We start from the raw sequence: 18,868 nt of genomic DNA on the forward strand, positions 1-18,868 counted from the left end.
ACGAATTTAATTATCCATAAATTTTTAGTTGCGCTTTGAAAACAAGAACGAGACTCGCCATATTATTTAAGCTGATTACGGCCACCATACTGTTGATTTTTGCCGCTATCATCTACTATTCCACACAAGAAAGTCGCGAACGCGAATTTTATACCCTTCTTAAAAAAGAAGCGATCACCAAAGCCAATCTGTTTTTTAATGCCGAAGTAAACCCGCAGACACTTCAAGATATTTACCGAAGCAATCGTCAGGTTTTGAACGAAGTTGAAGTCGCTATTTATGACAAGGATTTTACGCTATTGTATCATGATGCTGTCGATATTGATTTTGTGAAGGAAACAAAATCCATGAATGACGACATCTATAAAAAGGGCGAGATCCAATTCGACCAAGAAGGTTGGCAAGTAATTGGCTTGCGCTATGAATTTGAGGGCAATAATTATGTGGTCACTGCTACTTCTTATGACCAATATGGCTACAACAAATTAAATAGCTTATTGAAAACAAGCGTTCTTGTTTTTGTGATTGCGATTGCATTCATCTATATCGCAGGGGTTTTCTTTTCGAAAAAGGCTTTTAAACCGGTTAGCGAAATGGCTGAAAAAGCCAAAAACATCACGGCTACAAATCTGGATTTGCGATTACCTTCCAATGACAATAAAGACGAATTATCCGAACTCGCGCAGACCTTTAATGCCATGTTAGACCGTCTGGAACAGTCTTTTGATGCTCAAAAACACTTCGTTTCTAATATTTCGCATGAACTCCGAACGCCATTGGCCGCAATCATTACCGAATTGGAATTATCGATTAACAAAGAGCGGAATGTTGAAGATTATAAAACCGCTATTGAAAACAGTCTTAAAGATGCTAAAAAAATTGTCCGACTTTCAAATAGCCTTTTGGATATAGCCAAAGCGAGTTATGATCCGTCGGAAATTTCATTTAAATCTGTACGCATTGATGAAGTTTTATTGGATGCCAGACAACAAGTACAACGCGGCAATCCTGATTATAAAATTGACATTCACTTTGAAACTGATTTTGATAATGATGAACAGATTTCGATTAATGCGAATGCCTATCTCTTAAAAGTCGCTTTTGCCAATCTCTTTGAAAACGGCTGTAAATTCTCTGAGGATCATCATTCCAAAGTTTCAATTGCTTTTAAATACCAGAGCATTCAATTGCAATTCTCCGATCATGGGATTGGCATTTCTGAAATTGATTTGAAAAATATTTTTAAACCTTTTTATAGAGGCGATAATCAGAAGTTCGCCGACGGCAATGGCATTGGATTATCCTTGACTCAAAAAATAATCTTATTGCATAAAGGCACAATTTCGGCGACTTCAAAACTTGGGGAAGGGACTGATTTCTTTGTTAGTTTTCCTAATGGGTGAAAAATAGAATCAAGACCGCTACGCTTTTAGAATAAAGAACAAAGACTAGAACAGTTAAGGGTTGAAAATATATAGTTAGAATTTACTTTTTTAGTCATTGCGAGGAGCAAAGCAAAAAACATCTAAATTAAAACAGAAGCATAATTGCGACGAAGCAATCTCATGAATCAAACTAAGCGAGCAAGGTATAGTGACTAATCAAAAATTCAGCGTTTCAACTTACAGATTGCTTCGTCGTGCCTCCTCGCAATGACGGTCGTGAGCGTTGTCGCACCTCTTCACAAAAAAACTCTCTGCGTCTGCGCGCCTCTGCGAGAGAAATTGTATCTTCTAATGAAATTCTAATTTTTTTCTATCAGTTCTCTAACCAACAAATAGAGAAACGAAGTGAATCTTTGCAGCAATATTAATACTGTACAAGAATTTACTTAAAAAACAGAATGAGGTTTATTTTTAAAACACTAATCTATTTAGCGGTATCCATCGCGTTTTATCTACCGGTAAACGCTCAAACAGAATTCACGCTAGAGCGCATCCTAAAAACGGCAAAACTCAACAATCCGATTTTGAAATCTGAGCATTTCAATATAGCGATTGCCGAAAGCGACATCTTAAGCGCAAAATTGCGTCCCAACTTGGTATTGAGCAATGAAAACATTCAGATTGCGAAATCTTCAGAATTTGATGGCACCGGCTGGAGCAATCCCGAAAACCGTGAAGTGCTTTGGCAATTATCAAAGGAGTTCCAAATTATGGGTCAGCGTCAAAATAAAATTGACGTTGCTCTGAAAAGTGCGGAATTATCTGAAAAAGAATACACAGAAATAGAGCGAGAAATCCTGTTTCAAGTTGCCGAAAAGTGGAACGAAGTATGGACGGCACAAAAGCAGTTGGAACTAATTCAATTTGCCAAAAACAATATGGACAGCTTGGTCATTACCAATCAGCATCGCTACAAAAACCAAGTCATAACGCAAACCGACGTATTCAGAACGGAATTATTAGCCAAACAATACGCTCTACAATTCGCCACAGAACGTCAAGAACTTTTAAACCGAAAGAAAGAACTTCAGTTTTTAATGGGCGTTCAAGATCCTATTGAAATTGATACGACTGAAGATTTCGGAAGGTATGCCTTGATGACTTTAGAAGAATTGCACGAACAATCCATAGCCTCCAGAAGCGATATTCAAACGGCAAAATCATATATTGATGTTTCAGAGAGCAATATCAAACTCCAAAAAAGCCTATCCTATCCGCAACCTGAAATTGGCGTCATCTATAATGCGCAACATAAAATTCCGCATTTCGGTTTCTCAGCTTCTATCGATTTACCTTTTTTTGACCGCAATCAAGGCGAAATCAAAAAATCACATATCCAAAGGGATCAGGCAGAACAGCAACTTTACACCTTACAAACGCAACTGCAAACGGAAATTGCAACGGCTTATGACAGGCATCAAATTCAGTTGGAAAACATAGCCTCTTACAAATCGCTATTGGAACAATCACAAACGATTTTAGATAATGTGCAATATGCTTACCTCAGAGGTGGCACCAGCATTATCGACTTCTTGGAAGCACAAAGTAGCTGGCTAGAAACGCAACAACAGTATAACGAAGCTTTGGAGCACTACCGTCAAAGCCATATCCAACTGCTTTACGCAGCAGGTTTAATCAATCAATTAGCACAATAATGAAGCACGCAATTTTTACAGGTTTTCTTTTATTTTTACTGTCGTCATGTGGCAGCGAAACTAAAACCGACCAAATTCAAAGGCCCTCGCCTATCGTTAGCCAAGACGGCTTAAACATTCAATTTCCAGATGCTGGACATTTGGATTTTTTCAAAACAGAAACTCTAAATAACGATACGCTTTCTGCAAAATTTACGGCGCCTGCCACTATCGCAGCTACCGTGGTCGCTTCTCGAGAAGGCGCTAGTCAGAATTTAATTTTGTTTGAAAATCCAGATTTAGCAAGTCATTACACCCAATTGACGCAATTGCAAATTAGCATCAATCAAATTTCGAACATCAATTTAAAACAACGTCGACAAGCATTGGAGCGCACCAAAGATTTGAAATCCCATGGCGTCGCTACCGGTCAAGATTTGATGGATGCCGAAAGTGCTTTATCCATGGAACAAAGTGGACTTGCCAATGAAAAAGCGGCATTGATTGAACACGAATCTAAATTAATTTCTGAAGGGTTTACGCCAGATGTCTTGCGAAAAGCAAAAGCCGGAACGGCATTTTTAATCTGTGATATTCCCGAAAACCAAATTGGAAATATTGAAGAAGGCAGTACCTGTGACATCAAATTCAACGCGTTTCCAAACACTGAATTCACTGGTAAAGTGGACGCTATCGCCGCTATTGTCGATCATAGCACACGGATGATCAAAGCACGAATCCTGGTTAACAATTCATCAAAAAAACTGAAATCAGGCATGTTCGCCAAGGTCACTTTCGATTTAAGTGACGATCATAATGTAAGCGTCAACAAAAACGCATTGGTTACAGTGCAAGGCAAACACTATGTATTTATTAAAACTTCCGAAAATGAATTTGAACGTAAACAAGTCAACATTGGTCAACAAATTGGTGATCGAATTATCGTTTTTGACGGTATTTCCAGCGCTGATGAAGTCGCGATTGAAGGCGTTTTACAACTCAAAGGTTTATCATTCGGATATTAAAAAAAAATTAAGAAATGTTACAAGCACAACTATTCATCGATAAAGACGAACTCAAAGGTGTCCGACCTTTACACGAGTTTATCATGAAATTACTCATTGAAAAAGGGATCGCCGGTGCCACTTCAGTCATGGGGTATTCAGGTTTTGGCAGACATAACCGTCTGAAACAACCGTCGCAATTATTCTCATTTGATGAAGCCTCCATGTACATCACGTTTATCGATACCGAAGAAAAAGTAAAAGCAGCCTTAAGTGTTTTAAGAACACAATATCGCGGCGGATTCATCGTCACGCACGCTGTCAATCTCTGGTAAAAACTAGCAATTTGTTTGGTCATCTCATTTAAAATCAAATGTGCTTAAAGCACTTATAATTTATAAATCATAATTCCTGTGATTAAAAATCTCCTCATATTCTCACATAAAAACCGTCCGTTGGTCGTCGCCTTAAGCTTGATCATTATGGGGATCGGTTATTATTGTTTCACGGAACTTAAAATAGAAGCTTATCCCGATATTGCCGACACCAACGTGATTGTTGTGGCCCAATATCAAGGTCGTGCTGCCGAAGAAGTCGAACAGCAAGTGACCATTCCGCTGGAACGTGTATTGCAAGACGTGCCCAATGTTATCGACCGCAGAAGCCGAACCATCTTTGGATTATCGGTCGTACAACTAACCTTTAAGGATGATACGGACGATTATTTTGCGCGTCAGCAAGTTATGGAACGCCTCGCCAGTGCTGAGCTACCTGAAGGTGTCATCTCTGAATTAGCGCCACTTTCCACTGCTGTAGGAGAAATTTTCAGATATGTGGTGGAAGCACCGCCAAGCTATTCGCCTACCGAATTAAGAGATTTACAGGACTGGGTCATCGAACCTTATTTGTTACAAACCAATGGTGTTGCTGATATCACAACCTTTGGCGGTCCGTTAAAACAGTTCCACATTCTAATCGATCCCGATAAGCTCCGTAAATACGATTTGAGTTTTTCAGAAGTGGAAGATGCGGTCGTTGCAAACAACCATAACACAGGTGGAAACATCATGGAACGCGGTGGGCAAGGTTTTGCCGTTCATGGCTTGGGCGCCATCAAAAATGAAAAAGACATTGAGAATATCGTCCTAAAGGCGATTAAAGGGGTTCCGATTTTTATCAGTGATGTTGCGAGTGTCGAAATTGCTCCGCCGCCGCCAAGTGGTGTTTTGGGCTATTCTGTTCCGGATGAAAACATTGAAGTGAACAATGGTGTTGAAGGTATTATTTTACTTCGGAAATTTGAAAACCCAAGTGAAGTTCTGGTGGAACTCAAGCAGCGCATCGCCGATTTGCAAGAGCACGAACTCCCTGACGATGTAACCATCCGTACACTTTATGACCGTGGTTTTTTAATTGACCACTCCTTAAGTACCGTTGGAAAAACACTTTTTGAAGGCGTTAGTATTGTCATTATCATCCTGATTTTCTTCTTAGGAAGTGTGCGAAGTGCGTTGGTAGTGGCTTTAACCATTCCGTTTTCGTTGTTATTTGCGTTTATTATCATGCGATTTACAGGGATTCCGGCCAACTTATTGTCGTTGGGCGCGATTGACTTCGGAATTATCGTAGACGGCGCCGTGATCATGACCGAACATCTCATCCGGAAATATCGAACCGCCACGCGAGAACAACGACAAGAAGGCATTGTGAGCATTACCTTATCAGCGGCTCAGGAAGTGGGTCGTGAAATCTTTTTCTCCGTAACGATTATCATCTTGGCCTATATGCCGATCCTATTGATGACGCGTGTTGAAGGCAAATTATTCTCGCCAATGGCCTTAACGCTATCCTTTGCCGTGTTAGGATCGATGGTGGCAGCACTGACATTTGTCCCCGTAATCATTTCGTATGTCTACAGTAAAACCATGTCTCAGCCCGACAAAAAGTTTAAAGACCCTAAAAATCCTATACTGACATTTTTAGAGAATCAGTACGTGAAAGCTTTAAATATTTTTACAACGCACTACAAAAAAACAGTGGCTATTGGATTTGCGATTGTATTTATTCTGATTGCGTTTGGAACTAAATTAGGTTCTGAATTTTTACCAGAATTGGATGAGGGCTCAATTTTCTTACAAGGAAATTTCCCGGCTGGAATAACGATTACGGAGAACGCGAAATACGCGCCTAAAATCCGCGAGGTCATTTCAAAATATCCACAGGTTTCGTATGTGATTACACAAACCGGACGCAATGATGATGGCACCGATCCATTCCCGGCAAATAGAAACGAAATTTTAGTCGGATTAAAAGATTACGCCGAATGGAGTGGTACACTTTCAAAAAGCGAATTGGTTCAAAAAATGCGTACCGATTTGGAGGATGAATTCCCAGGAGTCACCTTTACGTCTGGCCAACCGATTATTGACCAAGTGATGGAGATTGTAACGGGAAGTGCTGCCGATTTAGCGGTATCTATCGTTGGCGATGATTTGATTATGATGCGCGAAAAAGCAGAAGTCATTTCGCAGATTATGCAAACCATGGACGGAAGCGAAGGTGTGAATATTGAACAAGAAAACACGCAAGATCAATTGGCCATTAATATCAATCGTGAGCAAGCGGCGCGTTATGGCATCAACGTTGCCGATATTCAATATATGATCGAAGCGGCAATAGGCGGAAAAGAAATCTCGGTGTTATATGATGGCGCCAAACGTTATGATATTGTGGTGCGTTATCTACCCCAATTCCGTGAGAATATGAACGACCTCAAAAACTTGATGATTCCTTCTGCAACGGGCGCTTTAGTGCCGATGGATCAACTGGCGGATATTGGCTACGTTGAAGGACAAACTAACATTTACCGTTTGAACAATAAACGTATGGTTACCGTTCGTGCCAACATTGAAGGCCGAGATCAAGGTGGTTATGTGAGAGAACTGCAAGCTAAAATCGACGCCCAAGTTGAAATTCCAAAAGGCTACGAATTGGTATTTGGTGGACAATATGAAAATCTAGCCCGTGCAGGAAAGCAGTTGGCATTTACTATCCCGCTGACCTTAATCATGGTTATCGTTGTCCTGTTTATGTTGTTTAAAAACTTTAGGGATACGCTCATCACAACCAGTTGTGTTCTGTTTGCTTTAGCCGGAGGTATCATCGCATTAATGCTCAGAGGTTATTACTTTAACGTTTCTGCAGGAGTTGGATTTGTATCTATTTTCGGGATCTCAGTGATGGCAGCGGTGTTATTGGTGTCTGCATTAAATAGAGCCTCGGCCAAAGAGCCGTTAACCAAAACCTTGGTTATGGCAACCTCAAAAGAACAGTTGCGCGCGGTATTGACCATTCTTATTTTGGCAATCTTCGGATTAGTTCCGGCTGCGATTTCCAGTGGCATTGGATCGGATGTTCAGCGGCCATTGGCAACCGTGATTATCGGAGGATTAACGAGTACCTTGCTCTTTGCGCCATTATTAATTCCACCATTGTATTGGTGGGTTAATAAGCCGGCTGAAGTTGAAATTGAAATTGAAGATGAAGATGAAGTTGGAAATGAAGACTAGTCCCTTAACAAAGACCTTTCAGGTTTCTTGGTGGCTGAGCTTGTCGAAGCCAAAACCTGAAAGGTCTTAATAACCTAAACAAGGCTCTATAGTAAGATAAAAACTAATGTGATAAGTTATTTCCCACTAATTAACAGAAATTAAATGAATATCAAAAATAAGCACAGCCCCACCAGGAATACCAGGACGCCCCTGACTTCCATATCCTAAATGCGAAGGAATCAATAATTTACCTTTGCCACCTTCTTTAAAATAAGTAATTCCTTCTGTCCATCCTTTTATGACTTGTTGTAAACCAAACGAAATTCCATTAGCATCACTTTTATCAAAAGTCTTACCGTCTAAAAAATAACCTTTATAAGCTACGGTTACATTAGAGGTTGCGGCTGGTTGCTTACCAGAACCTGGCTCATCCATAACATAATACAAGCCGGAAACACTCTTTTGAGCATCCAAATTATTTTGGTCAATATATGCTATAATTTCTTCATTATTTTTCTCTTTATAGTCTGCAACGCCATCACTTTTACTACATGAAGTTAAGAAGGCAAATACCAAAACCATTAAAGTGTATTTTTTCATAAATATTTATTTTTTAAAGGATCAAATATAGGGGTAACGAAATAATAAACACTACCAAAATATTTTGTGATTTTCAACTGATAAAATAGCATAAAATTTGAACGCGCGGAACACAACCAAAAATCGAAATGAACGCAAAAACATAAAACCTTACGACCTTCGTATAATCCTCTGCAAACATTGAGGTGAACAATTACTCTATATTTTCTTCTATTAAATCCTTCGAACATGATCTTAAAAAAACTACTTTATTCAACTTTAAAATGGTAATTAACCAAAAAAAATTAACTAGTTAAATAAATCATTATTTTATATGTTTGAAAATCAAACTTATACTCTTAAAAACACATAATGAAGCATCTCATCACCTTTTTAAAACCCTTATTTCTAAGTCTTTTTGGCCTCATAATATTCACAGGTTGCAACAGTAAGAACTATATTATTAAAAGTGACTTCGCAACAAATACCGAAGGCTGGACGATTACAGGCGACGCTCAAGGCGAATTTTCAGAGCCATCTTACGCAACTGAAGGTGGTGTGACCGATGGCTACATATTTGCTGATGATGACGTACAAGGCGGGGTTTGGTATTTCACGGCACCAGATACTTATCTTGGGAATAAAAATGAATTTTACGGAGCCACACTTAGATTCAGTCTCTTACAGGAATCTAAAATGTCCAGACAATTTGTGAGTGATGATATCATTTTTCAAAATGGAAATAACCAGATTACATACATCTTTGATAAAGAAAATTATCCAGGCAAAAACTGGACTGAATATGAGGTAAAAATCAGTGCTGACCAAGGCTGGTTTAAAGGTGGATACAATAGTAAAGTTCAAGCTACCGAAGCCGAGATTAAAGCCATCCTCTCCAATATTACCCAATTTTCAATTCGTGGCGAATTTGAAACCGGCCCAGATACTGGCGCTTTGGATCATGTCATCATTTCTAAAAAATAAAGTTAAAACCTCACAGGTTTTGAAAACCTGAAAGGTTCGAGATCTCCATTTTTCAAGAATATTGTAACCTATAAACCGACGGCCAATCAAATTCACATCATATGATTGCACCAGCTATCGCTAGCAATAAAGTTTAGATATAATTTAATTTTGAGGCTTTTTTTTTAACATATGTTGGCAAAAGCAATCGCATCGTACTTATAAAAACAAGTTACTGAAAATGATAAATTCGTATCTTTGATTAAAAGTTTATAAAAATGGATTTAGAAGCCCGCAAAATATCTTTTGTTCAAGAATTTTTAAGACTGCAAAACGAAGAAATAATCAGCGGGCTGGAAAAATTATTGCGAGAAAGAAAAACCGAACTTATTGAAAAAAACATGAAACCAATGAGCATGGATCAATACAACGTTGAAATCGACCAAGCTATGGAGGATTCGGAAAATGGACGCATGATTAAAGCCTCAGACCTAAAAGCCAAAATCCAAAAATGGAGCTAGAGGTTTATTGGTTACAATTAGCCGAAGATAAGCTTGATGACATTTATACCTATTATAAATTAAAAGCGGGCAAAAGAATAGCCCAAAAATTAATTAACGGCATTGTAGACACCACTATTGATTTAGAAAATCAACCTGAAATTGGACAAGTCGAATTAAATCTATCGAACAGAAAACAAGAGTTCAGGTATTTGGTTTTTAAAAATTATAAATTAGTGTATTGGATAAATTCTGATTACAATAGAATTGAAATTGCAAACGTCTTTGATTGTAGACAAGATCCAGAAAAAATCCTAGAAACAAAATAATTCTAGTTCTGAATTCTTTATAAAATCAGTTACTAGTATCCTACTATTTACCACAACCTTCGCGAATTTCTCATTCAGTTAGCGTTTATTGAATCAGGTTATTATAGCCGGGAAATATTCAAATTATAAATAAAATAAAGACTTTTGATCTCAGCCGAGCAGAACCTATTGACATAGATATGTCAATCAAATTCACATCTTATGATTGCACCAGCCATCGCCAGCATTAAAGTTTAGATATAATTTAATTTTCAGCCTGTTTTTCCTGAGGAGTTCTTTAATTTTACGAAAAACATTTTCTTCACAATTACAAATCACTCATGAAAAAATCAATAGTTACCTTATTTTTAATCTTTGGATTCATCTCTTTTATAAATGCGCAAACAGAAACACTGGAAGATCGTCTTTATGAATTGCCAGATGTCATTTTTACAAAAATAGAAACCCCAGCTAATTATGAAGCGGCCTACGAATTAAAGATCAAACAACCTTTAGATCATAAAGATCCTTCTAAAGGTTATTTTTACCAAAGAGCTTATTTGTCTCACAAAGATTTCAAATTGCCCACCGTAATGATAACGGAAGGTTACACCGCTAACAGCAACAGAATTGACGAATTAACTCGTTTTATCGATGCTAATCAACTCCGAATTGAGCATCGGTATTTTGGCAAAAGCAATCCTGCCAAAATCGATTATCAATATTTAACTTTAGAACAAGTTGCTGGGGATTTACATCATATCAACAGCCTATTTAGAAATTTATATCCTTCCAAATGGATCTCTACAGGGCGCAGTAAAGGTGGCGCAACAACTTTATTTTACAGATATTTTTATCCGGAAGATGTTGATGTAAGCGTCAATTATGTTGGCCCTATCAATAAATCGTTTGAAGAGCAACGTGTTTATAAATTTTTAGATACGGTTGGCACAGCAGACTGTCGTGCGAAAATTGAAAAATTCCAAAGACATGTTTTAGAAAATAAAGCTGAAATCCTACCACTCATTAAAGCCTACAGCATTGGTGCAAAAGCAAGCTTTACCTATCAAAATATTGAAGAAGCCTTCGAATTTTCAGTGATGGAATATCCATTTTCATTTTGGCAATACGGTTCAGATTGCAGCTTAATTCCTGATGAAAACGCTTCGGCATTTGATTCCTTTGTTTACTTGACCTCAGTTTCAGGAATCTCTTTTTTTAGCGATCAGTCGATGACGGATTACGCGTCACACTATTACCAATCGGCTAACGAGTTTGGTTATTATGGCTATGACACCAGCAAATTTAAAGGACTTTTAGACGAGTTGCCTACGAATAAAAATCCGCATGCGGCTTTCACACCTAACCATATGAAAGTTCCTTTTAATGATAAAGCATTAAAAGGGCTGAATGCTTGGCTTCCAAAACACGGCAATAAAATTGTTCATATTTACGGAGCGTTAGACACTTGGTCAGCTTCGGCGGTGCCTCCATCTGATAAAGTGGATGCTTTATGGTTTATGATGAAAGGAAAACATCATGGCACCGCCAACATTACTGAAATGACGCCAGCTGAAAGAGAAAAACTCACCAAGGCATTAGAACGTTGGCTAAACATCAGAATAGGAAACTAAAGTTAAGTTATAAATCTAAAGGTATTTTTGATTGGTGTTTTATTTAAAGATTGTTGGTGAAAAACACCAACAATGGCAAAATTGTTGTTAGAAAACACCAACAACGGCAGCGGACAAAACACCTACACTGGAAGAATTAATATCCAAAATACTTACACATGAGTTGCAAATTGAAAAAGGATGAAAGAACCCCAGAAAAGAGCATTGCACTAACGAACAGCGTGGCCAGAACAACAATTTTCTCATTTGAACGGTAGTTGACATAATTCAATACCACTTGAAAAGCCAACGCCAACAGTTGTCCTACCATTATTTGTTTAGCACAATTTATTATGGGTTTTTGGAAATACAAAAAATAATTCGCACATATAACCACGATATAAAGTGAGGTTATTACAAACAAAACCGTCTTTGGAAATCTAAATCTTGAGGAGTTTGCCATGTTGCGCAGTTTATATCAAAAGTAATAAATCGGAAAAAATCAGAAGACAATAATTATTATGAAATACCAATTATTAAGAAAATAACATCTATTTTTTGAAATATTATTAAACTATGAACACTCTCTACATCCATGGCTTAAATGGCAGCTTAACTCCCGAAAAAAGAGTCATACTCGAACGCTACGGAAACGTCCAGTCGCCAGCCATCGATTATGAAAACAATCCAGACAGTATTATGTGGATTTACAACCAGTATAAAGATGCAAAAATTGATATCATCATGGGCAGTAGCATGGGTGGATTTGCTGGATATCATCTTTCCAAATTATTTAAAACTCCTGCTTTGCTGTTCAATCCGGCATTGTCTGAAAGAAGTGTTTTTCAAAACATCCCTGAAACAGCAGAAACCAACGGCTCTTGCATTAGTATTGTTTTAGGCTCTAAAGATACCGTGGTCAGCCCTAAAGACACCTTGAGCTTTTTAGGCGATATATTAATGCAATCACAAAATTATAATATCAGCATTCGGTATGACCTTGAACATCGGATTCCTGTTCATGTTTTTGAGGAAGAAGTCACTAAATTCTTTGAGAACGTTTCTCCAAATATTTTAAAACCGAGAAGACTCTTTTTAGACGATCTAAGATCTATTGTGATGGTGTATGACAAAACCTTTGAATCTGAATTTGATATTGTGAGAACCTACGATGACTTCGTGGATTACATCATGAAAAACGGTCTTCCCGAATTCATTAGTTTTGATAACGATTTGGGACTTGATGACAACGGAAAGCTTGCTCCAGACGGTTTAGCAGCTGCCAAATGGCTGGTTTACGAATCGGGTCTCGATTTGCGAACTCTACAATATAAGGTGCATTCAGCAAATCCTGTGGCTGCGGAGCAAATCCGTGGGCTATTAGGGAATTATATGAAGCACTTAAACAATTTAAACTCTTAAAAGAATATTGTTTTTAGGTAAAAAAGGACCATTTGAGCTAAACCTCTTTTTTAAGGAGAGTGTTCAGTTTACAAAGACAAACTAAACCACTTCTATTAACTAAAGTCCACACCAACCCGATAAGCGCTCTAGTAGTGTTTTTAAAACAGATCAAAAGTCTGTTGCATTCGTGAAATTCATATTGCGAAATTTGAGCCAGAATTACCACCGTACGAATAAGTCCGTGAAATTCACATCAAAATTTTCAGAAGCTAAGTGCATAGTTTTAGCTTAATTTAAGATCAATGAATTTACTTTTCTTTTGCTTCTTTCAACTTCTTCTTTTCTTGCCTTTTGAAATAGCCCCTGAAGAAGAAATTATGCTTTAGGGCCTCCATATTTTCATTCAATTTTTCAGACGCTTCTTTTATATTAATCATGGTGGAGTCAATGTTTTTAATCAAAATCTTATCCTGAGTGATATAATTCAAAGTGCCTTTGGAGGTTTTTATATCGGAAATATAATCTTCAAGACTTTTGGTCACTTCTTTGATATGATCACTTGATTTTTCAAGATTTCCAAATACGTGTTGGATTTGGTTTTTGGAAACGGTATCACTCAAAAGCAACGCTGCCGCACTATCGTCATAATTTATTTTGGAGACAATAGTATTGATTTGAGAGACAGCCTCGTTGGCACTCAAAGTCATTTTTCGCAACCCATCCATTGACCTTTTCAAATCTTGAGCCATTAAACTATCGCTCATTAAAGCCCCCAAAGTGCCCTTTCCCTCCACCAATTGATTGGTTATGGTCAACAAATTTGCAGAAATCAAAGCCACATTTTCATTCGTTCTGTCTAATGTAGAAAGCATCTCAGTAGTACTCGTTTTACTGTAAACTTGTAGGAGGTCTCCAGAAACTACCATCTGGGCGGACTTATCCTCTCCAGGAACGATATTTACAACCATACTTCCAACCAGACCGTCTGAACCTATTGAGGCAATAGCGTCTTTCTTAATAAAACGGGCTGCTTTCTCTTCTATAGACATGCCTACTGTAATCTTTCCCGCTTCCAACATTTCGATTCTGCTAACCGTCCCCACATTAACGCCAGAATAACGCACATTATTTCCCAATTGGAGTCCATTTACATCTTCAAAAATGCCATAAAGTAGAATGTTTTTACTGAACATTTGCTGGCGACTTCCAATAAAATAGAGCGCAACAATAAGCAGCAAGGTGCCCACGATGACAAAAATGCCGACTTTTATTTTTTGTGACGTTGATTTTCCCATAATATTAAGTTTTAAAGAAGGCCTGTACTTGTTCATCTTTTGAATTTGAAAGCTCCTCAAAAGTGCCTTCCACATAATTAACCCCATCCACCAGCAAAATTATTCGGTTCGAAACGAAACGCGCGCAATCCACATCGTGCGTAATGATGAGGGATGAAGTATTGTATTTCTTTTGAATATCGCGCATCAACTGAATGATCTCCTTAGCTGTAATTGGATCCAATCCTGTGGTGGGCTCGTCATACATAATGATTTTAGGTTTTAGGATCAATGCTCTCGCCATGGCGACGCGACGTTGCATTCCGCCAGAAAGCTCTGCCGGCATTAAATCTATGGCATGCAATAATCCCACGTTTTCCAAAGCTTCTTTGACCAAGACTTCAGTGCCTTGAAAGTTTTCTATTTTATCTTTATGTCGTCTTAAAGGAAACTCTAGATTTTCACGTACCGTCATGGAATCATAGAGCGCACTTCCTTGAAATAGAAAACCGATCTCCGTACGAAGCATATCCAACTCCTTTTGCCCCATCGTCGTAATATCCTCGCCTTCAATTGTAATGCTGCCGCTATCTGGCTGAATCAATCCCACCAAACATTTTACCATGACCGATTTCCCTGAACCCGACTTGCCCATAATGACCAAGGTTTCGCCTTTAAAAAGTTTCAGATTGAAACCCTGAAGCACATGATTGTCCCCAAAACTTTTTTTCAGATTTTTTATCTCTAATACTTGCTTTATGTTTTCTCCAGAATTCATTTAGGACTCAAAAAATATATTGGTTATGAATACAGCTATAAAATCAATTATAAACAACAACATCGAGATATAAACTACAGCAGAATTTGAAGCCTCGCCCACGCCTACGGTTCCTTTAGAACAGTTATACCCTTTATAGCAACCCACCAATCCAATGGCAAAACCAAAAAACACCGATTTTACCGTTGCCGGAAGTAAATCGCTGAATTGCAAGGCATCGGAAACTTGATTAAAGTAGAACTGAAACGACACATCCCCTTTAATATTTTCAACCAAAGCTGAACCTAAAAGAGCAATCGCATCGCCCATAAGAATCAATAAAGGCAGCATTAAGGTTGTCGCGACAATTCGTGTGACCACTAAATATTTAAAAGGATTGGTTCCAGAAACTTCCATGGCATCAATTTGCTCCGTAACACGCATCGACCCTAGTTCAGCGCCTATTCCTGAGCCAATTTTACCAGCGCAGATCAATGCAATGATTACCGGCCCAATCTCTCGAACAATGGAAAGACTAACCATCGAGGCCATCCAGGATTGCGCACCAAACTGCATCAACGTAGGTCGAGACTGTAAGGTAAAAACGAGTCCTAAAATAAACCCCGTCACACTGACCAATAACAACGAACGATTGCCCATATTATAACATTGACGAACCAGCTCTCGAAACTCAAAAGGCGGACTAAAAACTTCTCTAAAAAACCGTCCCGCAAATAAGGTCATATCGCCAATTTCGGCGAAGAATACTTTAATGGGGTCCAAGATGGAATTCGGTTGGCTCATTTATAAATGGTATACTTAAATGTAACTCTATTTTAGATAATACAGATGATATTGAGCAGCTAATCACCTTAAAAACACAATTCTGTGAAAACATTATTAGGAGTAATCTTATCCAAAAGTCGAGTTTTAATAATATTTTGAACTAAAAAGTTATTGGCTATATGGTCTATTTTGTTTCTGACAAAAAACTTATAATTCATTGTTGAACACTGCTGATATAATTAGTATATTCAAACAAACCTAATTAATACTAAATTCCAAGTAATGAAAACCATTTTAGTGATCGCTTTTTCCTTAGCGCTTGTAGGTTGTTTAAATTCCAATAAAAAGACTAACGAAGAAGAGATCAAAATCATTCCCGAAGAAGTGGTCGAAAAACCCAAACCCATTGAAATACGGGTAAAGAAAGATGTTCCCATTCGCTCCTACTTTAAATGGATGGACAGTATTGTTTCAGAACATAACCAAACCCACAACTATCCGATAGACGAATACATTATTGTTCATAATAACCCTTGGATTATTGATACTTTGGCGCATACTGATTATTACTATCTGAAGGACAAAGGCATCTTTAATGAAGATTCGCAAGCCCTGAATGCTTTGACAAAAGATCAAATTCTCACCATTCCCGATTCCCTAAAAACAGAAGAACTAAAAGCCCAACTAAAGGCCACCACACTGGAATTAAACATTCCAGAATTTAGACTTCGCATCCTTCAAGATGGAAAAGAGCTCTATAAATTTCCTGTTCGGGTGGGAAAAGTTGGAAAAAAATATATGGAAATGGCCCAATCCACGGTCGATAGGAGAACACAGCCAGGCATAGGAGAAATAATCAGGGTCAACAAAAATCCGACATTTAGGAACCCTCTGAATAATCATAAATATGTCCGAACCAATCGAGATGACGGCAAAAACACGGCCCTTCCAGCGATTCCATGGTTAGAACCAGCAATCAATGGTCGAAGGTTGGGTCAACTTATTCATCCCACCACCAATTTGGCGACCTTAGACAAAGCCTCTTCCAACGGCTGTGTTGGCTTAAGAGAATCGGATGCATGGATCGTTTATTGTTACGCGCCGATAGGAACCAAAGTGGTATTTAAATATGAGTTAGTTGGAAAAAATGATGCTGGAGAAACCGTAGAATTTAAAAATATCTATCCTGGTTTTGAAAAAATTAAATTAAAAAACATTTCATCTGAATTATAAAAAACAGCTCAAGACCTAGACATCGGTTGCTTAAAATGGCGCCTATTGCAAAAACACAGAGCGTGTGTGAAAATAGGATTTCTAACCATAATTAGTATAAAAAAATAACACCTAACACTAATCCAACTCAAATGAAAAAACTAGCACTACTATTGACCTTCGGATGCATATTTTCCTTAACGGCACAAACCGAAGCAGAAAAAGTAAAAGAAACCATTACCAAATCAGAAATTGAAGGTCATATTTACTTTTTAGCCGACGACGTTTTAAGAGGACGCGAAACAGGCTCTCCCGAAATCAAAATAGCCGCTTCGTATTTAGCCAATAGCCTTCGCAGTTATGGCGTCAAACCAAACCCACAAACAGGCACCTATTATCAGGATGTAAAACTCAAACGCGTATCTCCTCCAAAAAACTCCTCCATCGAAATAAACAAGCAAGCAATTACGGATTACGTATTTATCAATGCGGCAGCAATGACTTCTAACCAAGACGCCATTTATTTAAACCATGGTTTAGCTGATGATTATAAGGGTAAGGATGTTAAAGGCAAAGTTATTATTGTAAAAGCTGGCAGTCCTGAAACTAGCGAAGGAAGAGCTGCTTTCGGTTTACGTCGTACCAAGGAAAAATTGGCCAAAGAGCATGGGGTTGCTGCAATTTTTGAGTTGCTAAAAGTAGACGACAGCACCTGGAACTCCATAAATCATAATTTTAATGGACCGACCATAACCATTGCTTCAGGCGACAATGCGAAAAGTGAAGGTAAAGAAACTGCCTATGTTTGGGTTTTAGATAAAAACGGAAAAATGGCAGAACAATTAAGCACTGCCAAGAAGATAAGTTCTAAAATAGCTATTGGCGAAAAGCATGAAGAAGCTGTCGATTGTCAAAATGTTATTGGTATGGTTGAAGGCACCGATCCGAAGCTTAAAAATGAATACATTATTTACTCTGCACATTATGACCATGTGGGTATCGGCGCACCCGATGCTACTGGAGACACCATTTATAACGGCGCAAGAGACAATGCCGTTGGCACTACTACCGTTTTGAGCATGGCCAAAAACTTAGCTAAATATCCAACAAAGCGCTCGTCGTTATTTATTCTCTTTACGGGCGAAGAAAGAGGCCTTTTAGGAAGCAGCTATTATGTTGAAAATCCTGTATTACCATTAAACCAAATGGTGTATTGTTTTAATAGTGATAATGCCGGCTATAATGACACCTCTGTAATCTCAGTGATAGGATTGACCAGAACTACTGCTGAAAACAATATTTTTAGTGCCGCGGAAGCCTTTGGATTAAAAGCGATTGAAGATCCGGCTAAAGAACAAGGTTTATTTGACAGAAGTGATAACGTCAATTTTGCTAAAAAAGGAATTCCTGCGCCTACCTTCTCTTTAGGCTTTACCACATTTGATGGCGACGTTACCAAATATTACCACCAACCAGGAGACGAAGCGCATACTTTAGATTATGATTATTTGCTGAAATTCTTTAATGCTTATGTACTGGCAGGAAGAAACATCGGCAACGACCCAAAAACACCAGTTTGGAATCAAGGCGACAAATATGAAGAGGTTTCTAAAGAGCTTTATAATTTAAAAGGTACGAACAACTAACTTATAAAAACAACTATAGAAATACAATGCCATAAATTTTTAAGGGTAATTCCTTAAGCTTTATGGCATTTTTAATTTGAATCCCGTCTGATTGATGAACAAGGAAAGTACATCATCACACTTGAAGCTTCAACCGCAAACCGATGCGCTCAACCGTTATTTCAATAGATGGCATTTGACAATGTTTTATTA

Annotated in this window: 16 protein-coding genes; 12 read left to right on the top strand and 4 right to left on the bottom strand. The window is 38.1% G+C overall.

Annotated elements, in window-relative coordinates; all coding sequences use genetic code 11:
- The first annotated feature begins 35 nt into the window (after positions 1-35).
- From ACOH2D_RS12890 to ACOH2D_RS12910, 5 genes are all read left to right on the top strand, one after another.
- Complete coding sequence (locus tag ACOH2D_RS12890; RefSeq protein ID WP_449535492.1) at positions 36-1,403, top strand: ATP-binding protein; 1,368 nt, start codon at positions 36-38, stop codon at positions 1,401-1,403.
- Positions 1,404-1,843: 440 nt separating this feature from the next.
- Positions 1,844-3,100, top strand: coding sequence for a TolC family protein (locus tag ACOH2D_RS12895; protein ID WP_449535493.1), 1,257 nt, complete (start codon positions 1,844-1,846; stop codon positions 3,098-3,100).
- A complete protein-coding gene (locus tag ACOH2D_RS12900; RefSeq protein ID WP_348036209.1) occupies positions 3,100-4,104 on the top strand; it encodes an efflux RND transporter periplasmic adaptor subunit in 1,005 nt (334 codons plus the stop codon). Before ACOH2D_RS12895 ends, ACOH2D_RS12900 begins: the two co-directional genes overlap by 1 nt.
- Positions 4,105-4,118: 14 nt before the next feature.
- A complete protein-coding gene (locus tag ACOH2D_RS12905) occupies positions 4,119-4,418 on the top strand; it encodes a DUF190 domain-containing protein (RefSeq protein WP_348036210.1) in 300 nt (99 codons plus the stop codon).
- Between the two features lie 78 nt (positions 4,419-4,496).
- Positions 4,497-7,652, top strand: a complete 3,156-nt coding sequence (locus ACOH2D_RS12910) for an efflux RND transporter permease subunit (RefSeq protein ID WP_449535494.1) — start codon at positions 4,497-4,499, stop codon at positions 7,650-7,652.
- 126 nt (positions 7,653-7,778) lie between these two features.
- Here ACOH2D_RS12910 and ACOH2D_RS12915 read toward each other — a convergent pair whose 3' ends face one another.
- The gene (locus ACOH2D_RS12915) at positions 7,779-8,234 is read right to left on the bottom strand and encodes an FKBP-type peptidyl-prolyl cis-trans isomerase (RefSeq protein ID WP_449535495.1); all 456 of its coding nucleotides are present in this window, start codon (positions 8,232-8,234) and stop codon (positions 7,779-7,781) included.
- A gap of 351 nt (positions 8,235-8,585) precedes the next feature.
- Between ACOH2D_RS12915 and ACOH2D_RS12920 the strand changes: the two genes are divergently transcribed.
- The 5 genes from ACOH2D_RS12920 to ACOH2D_RS12940 all read left to right on the top strand — a co-directional run bounded on the left by ACOH2D_RS12920 (position 8,586) and on the right by ACOH2D_RS12940 (position 13,019).
- The gene (locus tag ACOH2D_RS12920; RefSeq protein WP_449535496.1) at positions 8,586-9,197 is read left to right on the top strand and encodes a laminin B domain-containing protein; all 612 of its coding nucleotides are present in this window, start codon (positions 8,586-8,588) and stop codon (positions 9,195-9,197) included.
- Positions 9,198-9,454: 257 nt separating this feature from the next.
- Complete coding sequence (locus ACOH2D_RS12925; RefSeq protein ID WP_348034940.1) at positions 9,455-9,697, top strand: hypothetical protein; 243 nt, start codon at positions 9,455-9,457, stop codon at positions 9,695-9,697.
- On the top strand, positions 9,688-10,005 hold the full coding sequence (locus ACOH2D_RS12930; RefSeq protein ID WP_449535497.1) for a type II toxin-antitoxin system RelE/ParE family toxin: 318 nt from the start codon (positions 9,688-9,690) through the stop codon (positions 10,003-10,005). The genes ACOH2D_RS12925 and ACOH2D_RS12930 overlap by 10 nt, the downstream gene beginning before the upstream one ends.
- Positions 10,006-10,325: 320 nt before the next feature.
- Positions 10,326-11,618, top strand: coding sequence for a S28 family serine protease (locus tag ACOH2D_RS12935; protein ID WP_348034939.1), 1,293 nt, complete (start codon positions 10,326-10,328; stop codon positions 11,616-11,618).
- A 555-nt stretch (positions 11,619-12,173) separates the two neighbouring features.
- The gene (locus ACOH2D_RS12940; protein WP_449535498.1) at positions 12,174-13,019 is read left to right on the top strand and encodes a YqiA/YcfP family alpha/beta fold hydrolase; all 846 of its coding nucleotides are present in this window, start codon (positions 12,174-12,176) and stop codon (positions 13,017-13,019) included.
- A gap of 290 nt (positions 13,020-13,309) precedes the next feature.
- Here ACOH2D_RS12940 and ACOH2D_RS12945 read toward each other — a convergent pair whose 3' ends face one another.
- The 3 genes from ACOH2D_RS12945 to ACOH2D_RS12955 are packed head-to-tail and all read right to left on the bottom strand — an operon-like array spanning position 13,310 to position 15,836.
- A complete protein-coding gene (locus ACOH2D_RS12945) occupies positions 13,310-14,296 on the bottom strand; it encodes an MlaD family protein (RefSeq protein ID WP_348034937.1) in 987 nt (328 codons plus the stop codon).
- 4 nt (positions 14,297-14,300) lie between these two features.
- Positions 14,301-15,053 (bottom strand): ABC transporter ATP-binding protein, encoded by a 753-nt coding sequence (locus ACOH2D_RS12950; RefSeq protein WP_348034936.1) that lies wholly within the window; start codon positions 15,051-15,053, stop codon positions 14,301-14,303.
- The gene (locus tag ACOH2D_RS12955) at positions 15,054-15,836 is read right to left on the bottom strand and encodes an MlaE family ABC transporter permease (protein WP_348034935.1); all 783 of its coding nucleotides are present in this window, start codon (positions 15,834-15,836) and stop codon (positions 15,054-15,056) included.
- A gap of 264 nt (positions 15,837-16,100) precedes the next feature.
- Between ACOH2D_RS12955 and ACOH2D_RS12960 the strand changes: the two genes are divergently transcribed.
- Both ACOH2D_RS12960 and ACOH2D_RS12965 read left to right on the top strand, forming a co-directional pair.
- Positions 16,101-17,051 (top strand): L,D-transpeptidase, encoded by a 951-nt coding sequence (locus tag ACOH2D_RS12960; RefSeq protein WP_348034934.1) that lies wholly within the window; start codon positions 16,101-16,103, stop codon positions 17,049-17,051.
- A gap of 131 nt (positions 17,052-17,182) precedes the next feature.
- Positions 17,183-18,676: a M28 family peptidase gene (locus ACOH2D_RS12965; protein WP_449535499.1), complete on the top strand. Its 1,494-nt coding sequence runs from the start codon at positions 17,183-17,185 to the stop codon at positions 18,674-18,676.
- The last annotated feature ends 192 nt before the right edge of the window (positions 18,677-18,868 follow it).

This window comes from Gelidibacter sp. (assembly GCF_053579655.1).

Bases quoted from the DNA above. Each gene is read 5' to 3' on its own strand.
- ACOH2D_RS12930 (WP_449535497.1), top strand. From the start codon at position 9,688: ATGGAGCTAGAGGTTTATTGGTTACAATTAGCCGAAGATAAGCTTGAT.
- ACOH2D_RS12950 (WP_348034936.1), bottom strand. From the start codon at position 15,053: ATGAATTCTGGAGAAAACATAAAGCAAGTATTAGAGATAAAAAATCTG.
- ACOH2D_RS12945 (WP_348034937.1), bottom strand. From the start codon at position 14,296: ATGGGAAAATCAACGTCACAAAAAATAAAAGTCGGCATTTTTGTCATC.
- ACOH2D_RS12925 (WP_348034940.1), top strand. From the start codon at position 9,455: ATGGATTTAGAAGCCCGCAAAATATCTTTTGTTCAAGAATTTTTAAGA.
- ACOH2D_RS12955 (WP_348034935.1), bottom strand. From the start codon at position 15,836: ATGAGCCAACCGAATTCCATCTTGGACCCCATTAAAGTATTCTTCGCC.
- ACOH2D_RS12905 (WP_348036210.1), top strand. From the start codon at position 4,119: ATGTTACAAGCACAACTATTCATCGATAAAGACGAACTCAAAGGTGTC.
- ACOH2D_RS12915 (WP_449535495.1), bottom strand. From the start codon at position 8,234: ATGAAAAAATACACTTTAATGGTTTTGGTATTTGCCTTCTTAACTTCA.
- ACOH2D_RS12895 (WP_449535493.1), top strand. From the start codon at position 1,844: ATGAGGTTTATTTTTAAAACACTAATCTATTTAGCGGTATCCATCGCG.
- ACOH2D_RS12935 (WP_348034939.1), top strand. From the start codon at position 10,326: ATGAAAAAATCAATAGTTACCTTATTTTTAATCTTTGGATTCATCTCT.
- ACOH2D_RS12940 (WP_449535498.1), top strand. From the start codon at position 12,174: ATGAACACTCTCTACATCCATGGCTTAAATGGCAGCTTAACTCCCGAA.
- ACOH2D_RS12960 (WP_348034934.1), top strand. From the start codon at position 16,101: ATGAAAACCATTTTAGTGATCGCTTTTTCCTTAGCGCTTGTAGGTTGT.
- ACOH2D_RS12900 (WP_348036209.1), top strand. From the start codon at position 3,100: ATGAAGCACGCAATTTTTACAGGTTTTCTTTTATTTTTACTGTCGTCA.
- ACOH2D_RS12965 (WP_449535499.1), top strand. From the start codon at position 17,183: ATGAAAAAACTAGCACTACTATTGACCTTCGGATGCATATTTTCCTTA.
- ACOH2D_RS12920 (WP_449535496.1), top strand. From the start codon at position 8,586: ATGAAGCATCTCATCACCTTTTTAAAACCCTTATTTCTAAGTCTTTTT.